At 73.6% G+C, this 15,092-nt stretch carries 15 protein-coding genes and 1 pseudogene; 5 read left to right on the top strand and 11 right to left on the bottom strand.

Features of this window, described 5'->3' with window-relative positions:
• Positions 1–64 precede the first annotated feature (64 nt).
• The 3 genes from HEP81_RS04345 to HEP81_RS04335 form a co-directional block, all read right to left on the bottom strand.
• Entirely contained in the window at positions 65–2,398 is a 2,334-nt protein-coding gene (locus tag HEP81_RS04345; RefSeq protein ID WP_037656961.1) for an ATP-binding cassette domain-containing protein, read from the bottom strand.
• A gap of 29 nt (positions 2,399–2,427) precedes the next feature.
• Entirely contained in the window at positions 2,428–2,622 is a 195-nt protein-coding gene (locus HEP81_RS04340; protein WP_037656962.1) for an antitoxin, read from the bottom strand.
• A gap of 87 nt (positions 2,623–2,709) precedes the next feature.
• Complete coding sequence (locus HEP81_RS04335; protein WP_037656963.1) at positions 2,710–3,717, bottom strand: LLM class flavin-dependent oxidoreductase; 1,008 nt, start codon at positions 3,715–3,717, stop codon at positions 2,710–2,712.
• A gap of 56 nt (positions 3,718–3,773) precedes the next feature.
• Between HEP81_RS04335 and HEP81_RS04330 the strand changes: the two genes are divergently transcribed.
• Positions 3,774–4,265 (top strand): phosphatase domain-containing protein, encoded by a 492-nt coding sequence (locus tag HEP81_RS04330; RefSeq protein ID WP_037656964.1) that lies wholly within the window; start codon positions 3,774–3,776, stop codon positions 4,263–4,265.
• 10 nt (positions 4,266–4,275) lie between these two features.
• Here HEP81_RS04330 and HEP81_RS04325 read toward each other — a convergent pair whose 3' ends face one another.
• On the bottom strand, positions 4,276–4,491 hold the full coding sequence (locus HEP81_RS04325) for a dodecin (protein ID WP_037656965.1): 216 nt from the start codon (positions 4,489–4,491) through the stop codon (positions 4,276–4,278).
• A gap of 227 nt (positions 4,492–4,718) precedes the next feature.
• Between HEP81_RS04325 and HEP81_RS04320 the strand changes: the two genes are divergently transcribed.
• Entirely contained in the window at positions 4,719–5,975 is a 1,257-nt protein-coding gene (locus HEP81_RS04320; protein ID WP_037656967.1) for an extracellular solute-binding protein, read from the top strand.
• A gap of 5 nt (positions 5,976–5,980) precedes the next feature.
• Here HEP81_RS04320 and egtD read toward each other — a convergent pair whose 3' ends face one another.
• Genes egtD through egtA form a run of 4 tightly spaced genes read right to left on the bottom strand, consistent with a single transcriptional unit; the run spans position 5,981 to position 10,387 of the window.
• Complete coding sequence (gene egtD / locus HEP81_RS04315; RefSeq protein WP_037656969.1) at positions 5,981–6,943, bottom strand: L-histidine N(alpha)-methyltransferase; 963 nt, start codon at positions 6,941–6,943, stop codon at positions 5,981–5,983.
• Positions 6,940–7,719, bottom strand: a complete 780-nt coding sequence (gene egtC / locus HEP81_RS04310) for an ergothioneine biosynthesis protein EgtC (protein ID WP_037656971.1) — start codon at positions 7,717–7,719, stop codon at positions 6,940–6,942. The genes egtD and egtC overlap by 4 nt, the downstream gene beginning before the upstream one ends.
• Positions 7,719–9,056, bottom strand: coding sequence for an ergothioneine biosynthesis protein EgtB (egtB, locus tag HEP81_RS04305; RefSeq protein WP_037656973.1), 1,338 nt, complete (start codon positions 9,054–9,056; stop codon positions 7,719–7,721). The genes egtC and egtB overlap by 1 nt, the downstream gene beginning before the upstream one ends.
• Positions 9,053–10,387 (bottom strand): ergothioneine biosynthesis glutamate--cysteine ligase EgtA, encoded by a 1,335-nt coding sequence (egtA, locus tag HEP81_RS04300; RefSeq protein WP_037656975.1) that lies wholly within the window; start codon positions 10,385–10,387, stop codon positions 9,053–9,055. Before egtA ends, egtB begins: the two co-directional genes overlap by 4 nt.
• 275 nt (positions 10,388–10,662) lie before the next feature.
• Between egtA and HEP81_RS04295 the strand changes: the two are divergent.
• Positions 10,663–11,485: pseudogene (locus HEP81_RS04295) on the top strand (TIGR02452 family protein).
• Positions 11,486–11,509: 24 nt separating this feature from the next.
• On the opposite strand, the gene HEP81_RS04290 reads toward HEP81_RS04295, so the two are convergent.
• Both HEP81_RS04290 and HEP81_RS04285 read right to left on the bottom strand, forming a co-directional pair.
• Complete coding sequence (locus tag HEP81_RS04290) at positions 11,510–11,962, bottom strand: type II toxin-antitoxin system PemK/MazF family toxin (RefSeq protein ID WP_037656979.1); 453 nt, start codon at positions 11,960–11,962, stop codon at positions 11,510–11,512.
• An 87-nt stretch (positions 11,963–12,049) separates the two neighbouring features.
• Entirely contained in the window at positions 12,050–12,451 is a 402-nt protein-coding gene (locus HEP81_RS04285; protein WP_037656981.1) for a cupin domain-containing protein, read from the bottom strand.
• Between the two features lie 114 nt (positions 12,452–12,565).
• Here HEP81_RS04285 and HEP81_RS04280 point away from each other — a divergent pair, with 114 nt between their 5' ends.
• Positions 12,566–13,345, top strand: coding sequence for a helix-turn-helix transcriptional regulator (locus HEP81_RS04280; protein ID WP_037656983.1), 780 nt, complete (start codon positions 12,566–12,568; stop codon positions 13,343–13,345).
• Positions 13,342–13,671, top strand: a complete 330-nt coding sequence (locus tag HEP81_RS04275) for a hypothetical protein (RefSeq protein WP_190275942.1) — start codon at positions 13,342–13,344, stop codon at positions 13,669–13,671. Before HEP81_RS04280 ends, HEP81_RS04275 begins: the two co-directional genes overlap by 4 nt.
• Positions 13,672–13,675: 4 nt before the next feature.
• Here the strand turns inward: HEP81_RS04275 and HEP81_RS04270 are convergent, their stop codons facing one another.
• Entirely contained in the window at positions 13,676–15,082 is a 1,407-nt protein-coding gene (locus HEP81_RS04270) for an amidase (RefSeq protein WP_037656984.1), read from the bottom strand.
• Positions 15,083–15,092 lie beyond the last annotated feature (10 nt).

The following is a 15,092-nucleotide window of genomic DNA, read 5'->3' as shown; positions in this document are numbered from 1 at the left end:
AGGGGATGAGCTGGGGGGACCAGGAGGGGATGACCAGGCAGGGGCAGCCCCTCGGGGGCGTCCCCTACGGCAGCACCCGGGCCAGATACGGCGCCGTCGCGCTGCCCTCCGCCCCGGCCACCCGCTGCGGCGGCCCCGCGGCGACGACACGGCCGCCCCGGTCGCCGCCGCCCGGGCCGAGATCGATGACCCAGTCGGCGGCGGCGACCACCGTCATGTCGTGCTCGACCACGACGACCGTGTGCCCGTCGTCGACCAGGCCGTGCAGCCGGTCCATCAGGACCTCGACATCGGCCGGATGCAGCCCGGTGGTCGGCTCGTCCAGCAGATACAGGGTGTGGCCGCGGCGACCGCGCTGAAGCTCGCTCGCCAGCTTGATCCGCTGCGCCTCGCCGCCGGACAGTTCGGTCGCGGGCTGGCCGAGGCTCAGATAGCCGAGGCCCACATCGAGCAGCGTGCCGAGGCTGCGGGCGGCGGCCGGGACGTCCGCGAAGAACTCCGCCGCCGCCTCCACCGTGAGGTCCAGCACCTCGGCGATGCTCCGCCCCCGGTACGTCACCTGGAGCGTCTCGGGGTTGTAGCGGGCGCCGCCGCAGTCCGGGCAGGGCGCGTACGTGCTCGGCAGGAACAGCAGCTCGACGCTGACGAACCCCTCGCCCTGGCAGGTCTCGCAGCGGCCCCCGGCGACATTGAAGGAGAACCGCCCGACCCCGTATCCGCGCGCCCGCGCCTCGTCCGTCGCCGCGAACACCTTCCGCACCACGTCGAACAGCCCGGTGTACGTGGCCAGATTGGAGCGCGGGGTACGGCCGATCGGCTTCTGGTCGACCCGCACCAGCCGGTCGACGCCCTCCAAGTCCTGCGTCAACTCCCCGATCAGCGTGGACTTCCCGGATCCGGAGACCCCGGTGACGGCGGTGAACGCGCCGAGCGGGAACGCGGCCGTCACCTCGCGCAGGTTGTGCCGGGTCACCGGGCCGACCTTCAACCAGCCGCGCGGCTCCCGCACTTCACGCGGCGGCCCCGGCGCCTCGTCGAAGAGGAACGCGGCCGTCGCCGACTCCTCGACCGAGGCCAGTTCGGCGGGCGGCCCGCTGTACAGCACCCGCCCGCCGTGCTCGCCCGCGCCGGGCCCCACGTCCACCAGCCAGTCCGCGCCGCGCACCACCTCCAGATGGTGCTCCACCACGAACACCGAGTTCCCCGCCGCCTTCAGCCGGGCCAGCACGGTGAGCAGCGCCTCGGTGTCCGCCGGGTGCAGTCCCGCGGACGGCTCGTCCAGCACGTACACCACACCGAACAGTCCGGACCGCAACTGGGTGGCCAGCCGCAGCCGTTGCAGTTCGCCCGCCGAGAGGGTGGGCGTGGCGCGGTCCAGGCTCAGATAGCCGAGACCGAGCTCGACCACCGGCGCGATCCGTGACTTCAGGTCCTCGGTGAGGACACGCGCCGTCTCCGACTCGCCGTCCAGCAGCCGGGCGAGGGACGTCAGGGGCAGCGACGCCAGCTCGGCGATGGTGCGGCCGCCGACGGTCACCGCCATCGCCTCGGGCCGCAGCCGGCTGCCCCCGCACCCCGCACAGGGCGCGCTGGTCAGAAAACGCTCCGCCTTGGCGCGCAGGGTCGGCGACTTGGTGTCGGCGAACGTCTTGAGCACATACCGGCGGGCGCTCATGTACGTGCCCTGGTAGGGGCGTTGGATACGCTCCGCGTCCCGCACCGGATGCACCGTGACGACCGGTTGCTCGTCCGTGAACAGGATCCAGTGCCGCTGCTCGGCGGGCAGTTCACGCCAGGGGACGTCCACGTCGTAGCCGAGCGCGTCCAGGATGTCCCGCAGGTTCTTGCCCTGCCAGGCACCCGGCCACGCGGCGATCGCGCCCTCGCGCACCGACAGCGAGTCGTCCGGCACCAGCAATTCCTCGCTGGTGTCGTGCAGCTGCCCCAGACCGTGGCAGCGGGGGCAGGCGCCCGCCGCCGTGTTCGGCGAGAACGCGTCGGAATCCAGGCGCTCCGCGCCCGGCGGGTACTCCCCGGCACGCGAGAACAGCATGCGCAGGGAGTTGGAGAGATTGGTGACCGTGCCCACCGAGGAGCGCGAGGTGGGGGCCGCTCGGCGCTGCTGGAGCGAGACCGCGGGCGGCAGCCCGGTGATCTCACCGACCTTGGGCGCGCCGACCTGGTGGATCAGCCGGCGGGCGTACGGCGCGACCGACTCGAAGTAACGGCGCTGGGCCTCGGCGTAGATGGTGCCGAACGCCAGGGACGACTTCCCCGAGCCGGACACCCCGGTGAACACGGCCAGTACGTCACGCGGGACATCCACGTCGACGCCCCGGAGATTGTGCTCACGGGCGCCGCGCACGCGGACGTAGGGATCATGGGGGCTGTGGTGCATGGAAGACACACCCTATCCGCCCCCGCACGCTAGGTTCGCGGAGGGTTGCCCGGGTCCTGCCGGGTGCCGAACTCGTCCCGCGCCTTGTCCTGAGCGGCGTCGACCTGCTTCTGGTACTTGTCGCCGGTGCGCTGGTCGATGTAGTCGCCGCCTTTGTCGATGCCCTTGTCGGCCTGACTTTCGTGGCCCTTGATCATGCCCTTGAGCTTGTCCATGAAGGACATGGCGGTCCTCCTCCTCGGCTTACGTACTTGCCCTCCCAGGTTCACCGGCGCGGGCCCGCCTCGCATCTCGGGGCGCGCCCCCCGGGGTCAGGCAGCGGGAGCGAAGAGCGCGGCCAGCGCCCGGTAGGAGTCCAGCAGCGCCGTACGGTCGTAGCCGCTGGTGGTGACCAGGACCTCGGCCGCGCCGGTCTCCTTCAGCACCCCCTCCAGCTCGTGCGCGACCTGGTCCGGCGTGCCCGCGAGCTGCCCGGCGAGCTGGACGTCGTACGCCTCCCGCTCCCGCGCGGTCAGCGCGCGGGCCTCGGTCTCCTCGGCCGGGGCGAGCGGCGGGAAGGTGCCGTGCGTGCGGGCGTACGCCATCGACCAGGCCTCCGGGACCAGCAGCCGTCGCGCCGCCTCCTCGGTGCCGGCGACCGCGACCGTCCCGGAGATCACCACATACGGCTCGGCCGCCCAGGGGGAGGGGCGGAATGCGGCACGGTAGCGCTCGACACCGCGCAGCAGCCGCTCCCGGCCGCGCAGGTCCCCGATGACCAGGGGCAGTCCGGCCCGCGCCGCGATCGCCGCGCCCTCGCCGAGGGCCAGCACGAACGGCGGCACCCGCAGACCGTCCGCGGGCCGGGCGCGCACTCCCGTGGGGGACGCCCCGGAGAACCAGCCGAGCAGCTCGTCGAGCTGGGCCCCGAAGTCCTCGGCGTCCTCCTTGTCCCGGCCGAGCGCCCGGCGCACCCCGTCCGTGAAGCCCACCGAACGCCCGAGACCCATGTCGATCCGCCCCGGGAACAGCGACTCCAGCACCCCGAACTGCTCGGCGACGACCAGCGGCCGGTGGTTGGGCAGCATCACTCCGCCGGTGCCCACCCGGATCGTCCGGGTGGCGGCGGCCACGGCGGCGGCCAGCACGGTCGGCGCGGAACCGGCGACACCGGGCACACCGTGGTGCTCGGACACCCAGAACCGGTGGTAGCCGAGCGCCTCCGCCTGCCGCGCAAGCGCCACGGTGTCCCGCAGCGCCTCGGCGGGCGAGTGCCCCTGCCGGATGCGCGAACGGTCGAGGACGGAGAACCGGGTCCGGGCGATCACTGAACTGCTCACATACGGTTCAACGCGCTGACCGCCCGCGGATTCCCGCAGGTGGCTAAGGTCTTGGTGTGAGCGACAACAGCGCACGGCCGATCGCCGTGTTCGACCTGGACAACACCCTGGCGGACACCGCCCACCGGCAGCACTTCCTCCAGCGGCGGCCCAAGGACTGGGACGGGTTCTTCGGTGCCGCGCCCGCGGACCCGCCGCTCGCCGAGGGCGTCGAGCTGGCCCGGCGCAGCGCGCGGGACTGCGAGGTCGTCTATCTGACCGGCCGTCCGGAGCGGTACCGGCGCGACACCCTGGACTGGCTCGCCGCGCATGAACTGCCCGCGGGAGACCTGCACATGCGGGGCGACGCGGACCGCAGGCCCGCCCGGTTCACCAAGCTCGCGACCCTGCGCCGGCTCGCCCGGAGCCGCGAGGTGCGCTTCCTCGTGGACGACGACGCGGTGGTGTGCGACGACGCCGAACGCGCCGGATTCACCGTGGTGCGGGCCCGCTGGGCCGAGGACTCCGCCGCGCTGCGCGAGGCCCAGGAGAAGGAGGGCCGTACCTGAGGCGGGAGGGTCAGTCGCCGTCCTCGATGCGGAAGCCCACCTTCAAGCCCACCTGGTAGTGCTCGATCCGCCCGTCCTCGATCTGGCCGCGGACCTGTGTCACCTCGAACCAGTCCAGGTTGCGCAGCGTCTGGCCGGCGCGGGTGATGCCGTTGCGGATGGCCTGGTCGAGGCCCTCGTGCGAGGTGCCGACGATCTCGGTGACCCGGTAGGTGTGGTCCGTCATCGGGGGGCTCCTTGGGCCGGGGACACGTCGTACTCCACGGTGCCGCATCCCGGCCCGCTCCGCACGGCGTGGCGACCGTGACCTCGCGTAATCACCGACACCCCTTGACCTCGGCATTGGTCCATACCAAAATCCAGCCACACCCGTACGAGCCTGTGCGCTCGTCCCCCCACGTCGGGTCTTCACCCCTGTGCGCATGCGCCATGCCAGACAGAACAGGACCCCTCGTGAGACGTCGTCTGCTCGCCCTCGGCTGTGTCACCGGCTGCCTCGTCAGCGGCTGCGGGATGCTCCCCGGCACCCATCAGCGCGAGACCGTCACCGTGTGGCTGATGAAGGACAGCGCCTCGGCGGACTTCCTCGACCGCTTCACCAAGGACTTTGAACACACCCATCCGGACCTGCGCCTGGACATCCGCGTCCAGGACTGGACCGGCATCGTGGCGAAGGTCCGCAAGGCGCTCGCGGAGACCTCCGGCGACGCGCCCGACGTGATCGAGGTCGGCAACACCCAGGTGCCGCTGTACGCCGACGGCGGCCGACTCGCCGACCTGACCCTGGAGTCGATGCGCGACTGGGGCAAGGACAAGTGGCTGCCCGGCCTCGCCGAACCCGGCAAGGACGGCAGCTCCCAGTACGGCATCCCCTGGTACGCCGCCAACCGCGTCGTCGTCTACCGCAAGGACCTGTTCGCCCAGGCCGGCATCGCCCGGCCGCCGCGCACCCGCGCCGAATGGCTCGCCGACACCGAGAAGCTCGACTCCGGCCCGAACCAGGGGATCTACCTCGCCGGACAGGACTGGTACACGCTCTCCGGCTTCATCTGGGACGAGGGCGGCGACCTCGCCCGCAAGGTCGGCGACTACCAGTGGAAGGGCGCCCTGGACACCCCCGCCGCGCTGCGCGGCATGGACTTCTACCGGCGGCTCCAGTCACTGGGTGACGGGCCCAAGGGCGCCGACGAGGAACACCCGCCCCAGGCCAAGGTGTTCGCGGGCGGCAAGGTGGCGCAGATCGTCGCCGTACCGGGACTCGCCCAGGCGATCGTGAAGCAGAACCCGGAACTCAAGGGAAAGCTGGGCTACTTCCCGGTGCCCGGACCGAACGCCTCCCGGCCCGGCGCGGTGTTCACCGGCGGCTCCGACCTCGTCGTCCCGCAGAACACCAAGGACCAGTTCGCCGCGACCGCCGTGGTCGGGGCGCTCACCGGCGCCAAGTGGGACACCGAACTCGCCCGCACCATGAACTACGTGCCCAACAAGACCACATTGGCCTCCGCCGTCTCCGGCGAGGAGGGGGTCGCCGCCATGGCCGCGGGCGCGGCACACGGCAGGGCGACCCCCAACACCCCTCAGTGGGCGGACGTCGAGGCCGACAACCCGATCAAGCAGTACATGACCAGGGTGCTGAACGGGGGCGACCCGGCGACGGAGGCCCGCCGGGCGTCACAGAAGATCACCGAGGAACTCACCCCGAACCTCTGATCCGCTCACCGCGCCACGCTCAGCGACAGCGCGAACCGGTCCTGCGCATCGGTCCACCAATGGGTCAACCCCAGCCCGGCGGCGGCCAGTTCCCGGCGCACCCCCTCCTCGCGGAACTTCGCCGACACCTCGGTGCGCAGCTCCTCGCCCGGCGCGAACTCGACCGCGAGGCCCAGCGCGGGCACCTTCACGGTCTGCGCGGTGCGCGAGCGCAGACGCATCTCGATCCACTCCCGGCGGGCGTCCCACAGCGCCACATGCTCGAAGGCGTCCGGGTCGAAGTCGGCGCCCAGTTCGCGGTTGACGACGTTCAGCACGTTCTTGTCGAACGCGGCCGTCACCCCGGCCGCGTCGTCGTACGCCCGCACCAGGACCTGCTCGTCCTTGACCAGGTCGGTGCCGAGCAGCAGGCCGTCGCCGGGTTCGAGCAGGGCGCGCACCGAGGCGAGGAACGCGGCGCGCTCGGCGGGCAGCAGATTGCCGATGGTGCCGCCGAGGAACGCCACCAGCCGGGGGCCCGGCGTCGGGGGCAGGTCGAGCGGCGCGGTGAAGTCGGCGATCAGCGCGTGCACCTCCAGGTCGGGGCGCTCCGCGATGAGCGCCCGCCCGGCCTGGGTGAGGGCGCTCTCGCTGACGTCGACCGGCACGTACGCGGCCAGTGAGGTGAGGGCGTCCAGCAGATAGCGGGTCTTCTCCGAAGAGCCCGAGCCCAGTTCGACCAGCGTCCTGGCTCCGCTCGCGGCGGCGATCTCACCGGACCGGGCGGCCAGGATCTCCCGCTCGGCACGGGTGGGGTAGTACTCGGGCAACTCGGTGATCTGGTCGAAGAGTTCACTGCCCCGGGCGTCGTAGAACCACTTCGGCGGCAGCCACTTGGGATCGTCGGTCAGGCCGTGTTCGACATCGGCGCGCAGCGCGGCCTCCGTCGCGTCCTCGGGGAGGGTGCGGGTGACGTGCAGAGGGCTCACGTGCAGGGCTCCTTAGGTGGTACGGCGGCCGGGCGCGCCGCCGGGGCGAGCAGCACACCGGTGCTGTCCGCGGTGAGCACGGTGCGGTCGGGGACCTCCCGCCACAGCGGGTCGTCGTCATAGGGCTCGGAGGCGACGACCGTGCCGTGACCGGGCTCCGTGCGGTACCAGAGGCTGTCGCCCCAGGCGGTGGCGGCGATGGTGGTGCCGTCCGTCAGCAGCAGGTTCAGCCGGGAGGCGGGGGCGGCCTGCGCGACCTCGCGCACCGTCTCCGCCAGGGCCCGCTCCGGGTCCGCCCCGGTGCGCAGCCGGTGCAGCACCAGGGCCCAGACGAACGCCGAGTCGGTGCGTGCGGACAGCGACAGCAGGTCGACCGGGGGAAGCGTGGGCACCAGCGGTGCCACCGCGTCGGGCCAGCCCGCGACCGCCCCGTTGTGGCTGAACAGCCAGCGCCCCGCGGCGAACGGCGCCGCCGCGGCCTCCGCGTCCGCCCCCGCGAGGGTGGCGTCCCGTACGGCGGCCAGTACCGCGCCGGAGCGCACCACCCGGGCCAGATCGGTGAAGGACAGGTCCGCCCAGATCGGCCCGGCCCGCCGGTAGCGGGCCGGCTCGGGATCGCCCTCGGCGTACCAACCCACGCCAAAGCCATCGGCGTTGACCGTCCCGTACCGCTGCCGCCGCGGCGCCCACGACTGCCGGAACAGGCTGTACGGGGGCTCGGTCAGCAGCCGCCCCAGCGGCGACTCGGTTCCCACATAGGCGAGGTGACGGCACATCAGACGGCCTCCGAACGGGCGGTGCGGAAGCCGGAGAAGATCTGCCGCCGGATCGGATAGTCCCAGTTGCGGAAGGTGCCCCGGCAGGCCACCGGGTCCACGGCGAACGAACCGCCGCGCAGCACCTTGTGCTCGGCGCCGAAGAACACCTCCGAGTACTCCTTGTAAGGGAACGCCTGGAACCCCGGGTACGGCAGGAAGTCGCTCGCCGTCCACTCCCACACGTCGCCGATCAACTGTCGTACCCCGAGCGGGGATTCCCCCCCCGGGTAGCTGCCGGCCGGGGCGGGACCCAGGTGCCGCTGGCCGAGGTTGGCGTGCTCCGGGCCCGGGTCGGCGTCGCCCCAGGGGTAGCGCCGGGAGCGGCCGGTGGCCGGGTCGTGCCGGGCGGCCTTCTCCCACTCCGCCTCGGTGGGCAGCCGGCGCCCGGCCCAGCGGGCGTAGGCGTCGGCCTCGTACCAGCACACATGCAGCACCGGCTCATCGGGCGGCACCACCTCGGTGGTGCCGAAGCGGCGGCGCAGCCAGCGCTCGCCCTCCCGGCGCCAGAACAGCGGCGCGTCGATGCCGCCCCGCCGGATGTGCGCCCAGCCCTCCGGCGTCCACCAGCGCTCGGTGTCGTAGCCGCCGTCCTCGATGAACGCCTGGTACGCCGCGTTCGTCACCGGGGTGGTGTCGATCCAGAACGGCGCCACCTCCCTCGGATGCGCCGGGCGTTCGTTGTCCAGCGCCCAGGGCTCATTGGAGGTGCCCATGGTGAACGGGCCGCCGGGGACGAGGACTTCGGCCGGACCCGTGAACGGCGGCCCCGGCTCCGGGTCCGGCGCGGTCAGCACCGCGGGCCCCTTGCGCAGCTGATGGGTGATCAGCATCGTCTCGTCGTGCTGCTGTTCGTGCTGGGCGATCATCCCGAAGGCGAACCCGGCCTCGGTCAGCCGGGTGCCCCGCAGATCGGCGGACTCCAGCACGTCCATGACCCGTCCGCGCACCTCGGCCGCGTAGTGCCGGGCCTCCGCGGGCGGCAGCAGCGGCAGCGAGGGCCGTTCCGCGCGCGGATGCTCGAAGGCGTCGTACAGGCCGTCGATCTCGGGGCGCATCGCCTCCCGCCCGCCGACCGCCCGCAGCAGCCACAGCTCCTCCTGGTTGCCGATGTGCGCGAGGTCCCACACCAGCGGGGACATCAACGGCGAGTGCTGCGCGGTGAGATCGGGCTCGTCCACACATGTGGTCAGCAAGGTGGTGCGGTCCCGGGCGGTGGTGAGCGAGGTCAGCGCACGCTCGCGCAGCGCCTCGATGTCCGGCTCCGCGGTCGTGGCCTCGGCCTTGGCGGCGGTCATGAGGGAACGTCCTTCCTGCCCTGGGCGGCGGGGCCGCTCCCGGCCGGGGCGGTAGGGGTGCCGGGCAGCGCGTCCAGCAGATCGTCGGCCGGGCAGCGGCCCCGGGCGACATAGCGTTCCAGGTACCCCGCGACGGCGCCCGTCACCTCGGTGCCGGCACCGAGCCGGGGCAGCGCGTCGAGCGCCGCCGCGAAACAGGCGGCGGCCACCTCCCGCAGCTCCGGGTCGGCGAGCCCGAGCCGGGCCGCGTCGCTCCACAGCGGATTGTGCGGGGCCGGCAGGTTCAGGGCCCGCTCGGCCAGGGGCTTCACACAGCGGTAGGCGGTCTCGGCGGCCTGCGGATCGTCGAAGAGCGCCGCCGTCACCGCGAGCGGCACGATCCAGCCGTCCTCGCCCGGCTGCGCGTCGATCATCCGCAGCTCCAGATGGCCACGCGGTCTGACCGGCGGGAACAGGGTGGTCAGGTGGTAGTCGAGGTCCGCCCGGGTGGGCGGCCGGGACCCCTGCCCCCGTGTCCACTCCCGGAAGGTCAGCCCCTCGGGGACCTCCCAGGGCCCGCCGTCTCGGCGTACGCACATCACCGGGGAGTCCAGTACATGCCGGGCCCACGCGGACCGCGGCTCCTCGCGCGGCGGGGGCGCGCCCGCCCGGGCCGCGCCGATCTTTGCCCACATCAGCTGCCGGCTGGACAGCCAGCCGGTGGGCAGCCGGTCGATCAGCGGGGAGTTGGCGAACGCGGCCACCAGGACCGCGCCCAGCTGATGCGCCAGCCACCAGCGCCGCCCGTGCCCCAGCGGGCCCGGCTCCTCGTGGCCCGCGTCCACGCAGACCTGCACGGAGGCGGAGGCACGCATCATGTGCCGCCCGGCCGGTCCGGTGCGGTCCAGGCAGGTCTCCATCGCGTCGTAGCGCGGCTCGCGCAGGAACCGCTCCGGGACGCGGAAGGGATCGTGCCCGAGACCGACGAGGACGAGCCCCTGCTCGTCGAGGACGGCGCGGACGGCCGCGAGGTCGGCGGAGACGGTGCCGACGCACTCCATCAGGGAGGCGGCGGGCGGCGAGCTGAGCTCCAGCTGGCCGCCGGGTTCGACGGTGAGCGCCGAACCGAGGGGTACGGCACGCACGGCCGCGTAGGCCGCGCGCAGTCGTTCGGGTGTCACGGGACGCTGCGGCAGGTCCCGGTCATGGATGAGCCACTCCAGCTCCACACCGAGGGTCCGGGGCGGCCCGGTCTTGAAGCAGATGCCCTGGACCAGGGCGTCCACCTCGGCCTCGGTGACGGTCGCACGGTGCCCCGTACAGTCGCCACCCTCGTCCATCACATCGGACATGTCGGGATCCTCCTGAGATTCCACCATGTCTGCGGTCCGGCGTTCGGTCGGCCGGACCGGCACTCGTCCCAGCCAAGACCCTCGTGCCGGATCGCACAAGAGCGCCCTTCCGGGCGTTCCGGAACGGTCATCTTCGTGACCGTGCGCGTTCGCGGCGGACTCCGGGGCCGGGAAACTCCGTTGCACCGCTCCACCAGCATCACCCAGGATGACCGCATGAGCACAACGGGGGAGACCGCGCGGGCCGCGGTCATGGCGTCCACGGGGGTGGCGCCATGAGCGCACGCCTGCCGCGGGATCGCCGCGGAGACGGAACAGATCGTGGCCGCGGGCCGCTACCGGCTCCCGGACGGCCGGGAGGTGTCCCTCGCGGACGCGACGGCGGCCGCCCGGACCGGCACCCGGATGTACGGCCCCGGGCCGGTCCCGGTGCCGTCGGCACCCGGCCTGGACACGGTCGTCGAGGTGACCGGCGAGAGCAGCACCGAGGCGGCCCGGCGGCTGGCCGACGCCCCGGTCGCCGTCCTGAACTTCGCCTCGGCGAGAAATCCCGGCGGCGGCTATCTGAACGGCGCCCAGGCCCAGGAAGAGGCCCTGTGCCGCGCCTCCGCGCTGTACACGTGTCTGCTGGAGGCCCGGGAGTTCTACGACCATCACCGCGCCGACCGGGACCCGCTCTACTCCGACCGGGTGATCCACACCCCCGGCGTCCCCGTCTTCCGCGACGACCGCGGGCGGCTCCTCGCCGAGCCCTACCACGCGGGCTTCCTGACCGCCGCCGCCCCGAACGCGGGCGTCCTGCGGCGTACGGCTCCCGAACGCGCCGCCGAGATCCCGGCCGCCCTCGCGACCCGCGCCGAGCGGGTCCTGGAGACCGCCGCGGCCCATGGGTACCGACGGCTAGTACTGGGCGCCTGGGGCTGCGGCGTCTTCCAGAACGACCCGGAGCAGGTCGCGGGCGCCTTCCGGGAGCTGCTCGGTACCGGGGGCCGGTTCGAGCGGTCGTTCGAGCGGGTGGTGTTCGGAGTCCTGGACCGGACTCCGCGGGCGACGGTACGGCAGGCGTTCGTACGGGTGTTCACGTCGGCCGGGGTCTAGAGAGACCGGGGTCGGCGTCGGCCGTCAGGTCCAGCCGTACCGCTCGTGCAGCCGCTGCCGGACCAGGTTGAACCGCATCCGGTCCAGGGCGCAGGCCTCGCGGCGCATGCCGTCCTCGTAGAGGCGCAGCACCCGGTCCACGTCCACCCAGGAGTCCCGGCCCGAGCGGTCCCAGGGGCCGCTGCCGATGGCCACCCACTCCCGGTCGCCGTCGTGCCGCTTGCTGGAGAGCTGCACCGCCAGGAAGGTGCCCGCCGCCTCGCGGGCGACGACCAGCACCGGGCGGTCCTTGCCCCGGCCGTCGTTCTCCTCGAACGGCACCCAGGTCCACACGATCTCGCCGGGGTCCGGGTCGCCGTCGTGGGCCGGGGAGTACTCGGTGCGCACCCGGCCGACCTCGCGGGGGTCGGCCTCGGTGGTCGCGTGCGGGCCGTGGCGGCCGGGGACGTTCTCATCGGTGTCGGTAAACGTGCTCACGTGGGCACCCTAGTGGCACCTCCCGCAGGGGCAACGGGCGCCTGCCGTATCCCGGTTGAGCCCTGTCCGGATCGGTCCGGATATGGGTCAGGACGGGCCGTCGGCGGGCCGGGCGGTGATGCCCATACCGGGGCGGCGGTTGTGCACGGTGAGATAGGTCAGGCCCCGTTCCCCGGCGCTGATGCTGCGGGTGGACCCGCGCGGCAGCCACACCAGGGTGCCCTCGGCGACCGGCCGGGGCGCGTCCGAGGGGCCCGCGCCGAGTACCCCGTCCCCGGCGACGACCAGCAGCAGTACATCCAGTCGCCCCTCCGCGTGCGCCGCGATCCGCCCGCCCGGCGCGATCCGTACCACGTTGGCATCCAACTGGCGCCCGCTCTCGGCGAGTTTCCACAGCACACCGGATGGCACCGGCGACTCCTCGGCGAGTGCCCGGGCGTCGCACAGGAGCTCCGGAAGCGGTTCCGCCCGCTCGGCCTCTGACGTCATCTGCACCCCTCGCTCGTCATCCGTACCCCTTGCCCTCCTCGGTCTCCGGGACCAGCGTACAATTTCCACACGTAGAATTTGTAAAAAATACACGCAGGTGAGAGGGGGCGGAACATGGCGGAGAGCCCGCGCCGACGTGCCGTGCTGGACGTGCTGCGCGCCGCACCCGCGCCGCTCGGGGTGACGGAGACGGCCGAGCGGCTCGGCGTGCACCCCAACACCGTCCGCTTCCATCTGGACGCCCTGGTGGCCGAGGGTCTGGTCGAGCGCCGGGCCGAGGCGTCCACCGGCCCCGGCCGCCCGCGCACCGTCTACACCGTCCGCCCCGGCATGGACCGGGGTGGTGCCCGCGGATATCTGCTGCTGGCGCGGATGCTGCTCAGCCGCTGGACGTCCGCCGATCCGGCCGAGGCGCGCGAGCAGGCCATGGGGACGGGCCGTGAATGGGGCCGCTTCCTCGTCGACCCGCTGCCGCCGTTCGAGCGGCCGACGGCCCAGCGGTCGGTCACCCGACTTCTCGCGCTCCTCGCCGACCTGGGCTTTGAACCGGAGCCCGCGGCGGGCGCCGCGCCGGAGTCCGCGTCGGGAGCTGCTCCGGAGTCCGCACCCGGAGGCGAGCGGGAATCGGCGTCGGAGCCCGGCCCGGTGGCGGCGGGGGAGGACACCCCGGAGCGGATCCGTCTCCGCCACTGCCCCTTCCTCGAACTGGCCGAGGAGCACGGCGAGTTGGTCTGCCCCCTCCATCTCGGCCTGATCCAGGGTGCCCTCGACCGGCTCGACGCGCCGCTGACGGCGACCCGTCTGGAGCCGTTCGCCGAACCCGACTCCTGCTACGCCCACTTGAGCGCGGCAGGCTCCGCACCACGGGACCCTAGAAAGGGCACACGCCGATGAACGCCACGTCCGTCCCCGTCGGGCTCGGCATCGGCCGACTGGTGTTCCGGGCGCCGCACACGGTCGAGGCGGTGTGCGCGGTCGTGGGGATCGTCGCCGTCGCGGTGGGCGCCGCCCCCGCCTGGATCATCGGGCCGACCGCGGCCGCCGCCGTCCTCCCGCTGGCCCAACTGGCGGCCGTCCGCCCCTCCTTGAACCGCTGCTCCGACCGCTTCCTCGCGGGCGAGAACCTGCCCCGCTCCCGCAGCCACCTGTGGTACGTGGCCCTGGAACTCCTCAAGGTCGCCGCCCTGCTCGCCCTGGGCATCGGCCCGCTCACGGTCTGAGCCCTCACCCGGCCGGATCCGGCGGCCACCGCTCGTGCCAGCGCAACTCCGCCTCCAACTGGGCCGCGAGCGACACCAGCAGCGGTTCGCTGCCCGCGGGTCCGAGCAACTGCGCCCCCACCGGCAGCCCGTCCCCGGCGAACCCGGCGGGCACATTGACCCCGGGCCAGCCCAGCACATTCCACGGCCACGCGTACGGACACGCGCCGATCATCGCCCGGTCCGTGGCCGCCCCGCCGAGCCCGTACAGCGCGCCGATCCGCGGCGGGGGCGCCGCCGTGGTCGGGGCGAGGATCACGTCGTACGACCGGAAGAAGGCGCCGATCCGCCCTTGCAGCGCCACCTCCGCGCGCCGGGCCGCCCGCAGCGGGGCCCCGCCGAGCAGCCTGCCCAGCCGGGCCGCGCCCCGGGTGCGGGGGTCGAGCAGCGCGGGGTCGGGGGCCTCGGCGACCAGTTCGGCGATCCCGGCGGTGGCGCGGGGCACGAAGGCCAGCCCGATCTGTCCGTACGGCGGGTCGTCCTCCGTCACCTCATGCCCCAACGCCGCCAGCTGCCCGGCGAGTTCGGTGACCCGGGCGCGGATCTGCGGATGCAGCCGGGCCGGTACGGCGGTGAACGGCGGCTTCAGGGACAGCGCGACGCGCAGCCGGCCGGGATCGCGGCCGACCGCGTCCGCGACCGTCAGCGCGGGCGGCCGGTGCACGTCCCGGGCGTGGCTGCCGCTCGCCGCGTCCAGCAGCAGGGCCGCGTCGGCGACCGTACGGGCCAGCGTGCCGTTGACCGTGATCCCCTGGAAGGGGTCGGGGCGCGGCCAGGTGGAGATGCGGCCGCGCTGCGGCTTGATGCCGATCAGCCGGGTCCAGGCGGCCGGTATGCGCACCGAACCGGCGCCGTCGGAGCCGAGCGCGGCCGGGACGAGACCCGCCGCCACCGCCGCAGCCGAGCCGCCCGAAGAACCGCCCGGGGTGTGCCCGGGGTGCCAGGGGTTGCGGGTGTCGCCGAAGGCCCGCCCCTCCGTGAACGGCCACTGCCCCAGCTCACAGGTGTTCGTCTTGCCGACGATCACCGCGCCGGCCGCGCGCAGCCGCCGTACCGCCTCCCCGTCCTCGGCGGCCGGCGGGAAGTCGCCCGCGCAGCCGAACGCCGTGGGCTCGCCCGCCACGTCCGTGTCGTCCTTCACGGCGACCGGCACCCCGAGCAGCGGGCGCCGCCCGCCCGCCGCCAACTCCCGGTCGGCGGCGTCCGCTTCGGCGAGTGCGGCCTCGGCGCACACGATACGGAAGGCGTTCAGCACCGGCCGGCCGGCCTCGATCCGGGCCAGGGTCCGCTCCACCAGGGTCCGGGAGGTCACCTCCCCGGCGGCGAGCGCACGGGCGGACTCGGCGAGACCGGGGGAGCGGTCGGGCGTCATGGGCGAGTAC

The organism is Streptomyces griseofuscus, assembly GCF_014673495.1.
GTDB lineage: Bacteria > Actinomycetota > Actinomycetes > Streptomycetales > Streptomycetaceae > Streptomyces > Streptomyces murinus.
Note: the sequence above shows the minus strand (reverse complement) of the source record. Positions and strands in the feature narration are given on the sequence as shown.

What these genes read in the sequence shown, in the direction of transcription:
- HEP81_RS04345 (WP_037656961.1), bottom strand. Translation starts at nt 2,398, where the DNA reads ATGCACCACAGCCCCCATGATCCCTACGTCCGCGTGCGCGGCGCCCGT.
- HEP81_RS04340 (WP_037656962.1), bottom strand. Translation starts at nt 2,622, where the DNA reads ATGTCCTTCATGGACAAGCTCAAGGGCATGATCAAGGGCCACGAAAGT.
- HEP81_RS04325 (WP_037656965.1), bottom strand. Translation starts at nt 4,491, where the DNA reads ATGACGGACCACACCTACCGGGTCACCGAGATCGTCGGCACCTCGCAC.
- egtC (WP_037656971.1), bottom strand. Translation starts at nt 7,719, where the DNA reads ATGTGCCGTCACCTCGCCTATGTGGGAACCGAGTCGCCGCTGGGGCGG.
- egtB (WP_037656973.1), bottom strand. Translation starts at nt 9,056, where the DNA reads ATGACCGCCGCCAAGGCCGAGGCCACGACCGCGGAGCCGGACATCGAG.
- egtA (WP_037656975.1), bottom strand. Translation starts at nt 10,387, where the DNA reads ATGTCCGATGTGATGGACGAGGGTGGCGACTGTACGGGGCACCGTGCG.
- HEP81_RS04285 (WP_037656981.1), bottom strand. Translation starts at nt 12,451, where the DNA reads ATGACGTCAGAGGCCGAGCGGGCGGAACCGCTTCCGGAGCTCCTGTGC.
- HEP81_RS04280 (WP_037656983.1), top strand. Translation starts at nt 12,566, where the DNA reads ATGGCGGAGAGCCCGCGCCGACGTGCCGTGCTGGACGTGCTGCGCGCC.
- HEP81_RS04275 (WP_190275942.1), top strand. Translation starts at nt 13,342, where the DNA reads ATGAACGCCACGTCCGTCCCCGTCGGGCTCGGCATCGGCCGACTGGTG.
- HEP81_RS04270 (WP_037656984.1), bottom strand. Translation starts at nt 15,082, where the DNA reads ATGACGCCCGACCGCTCCCCCGGTCTCGCCGAGTCCGCCCGTGCGCTC.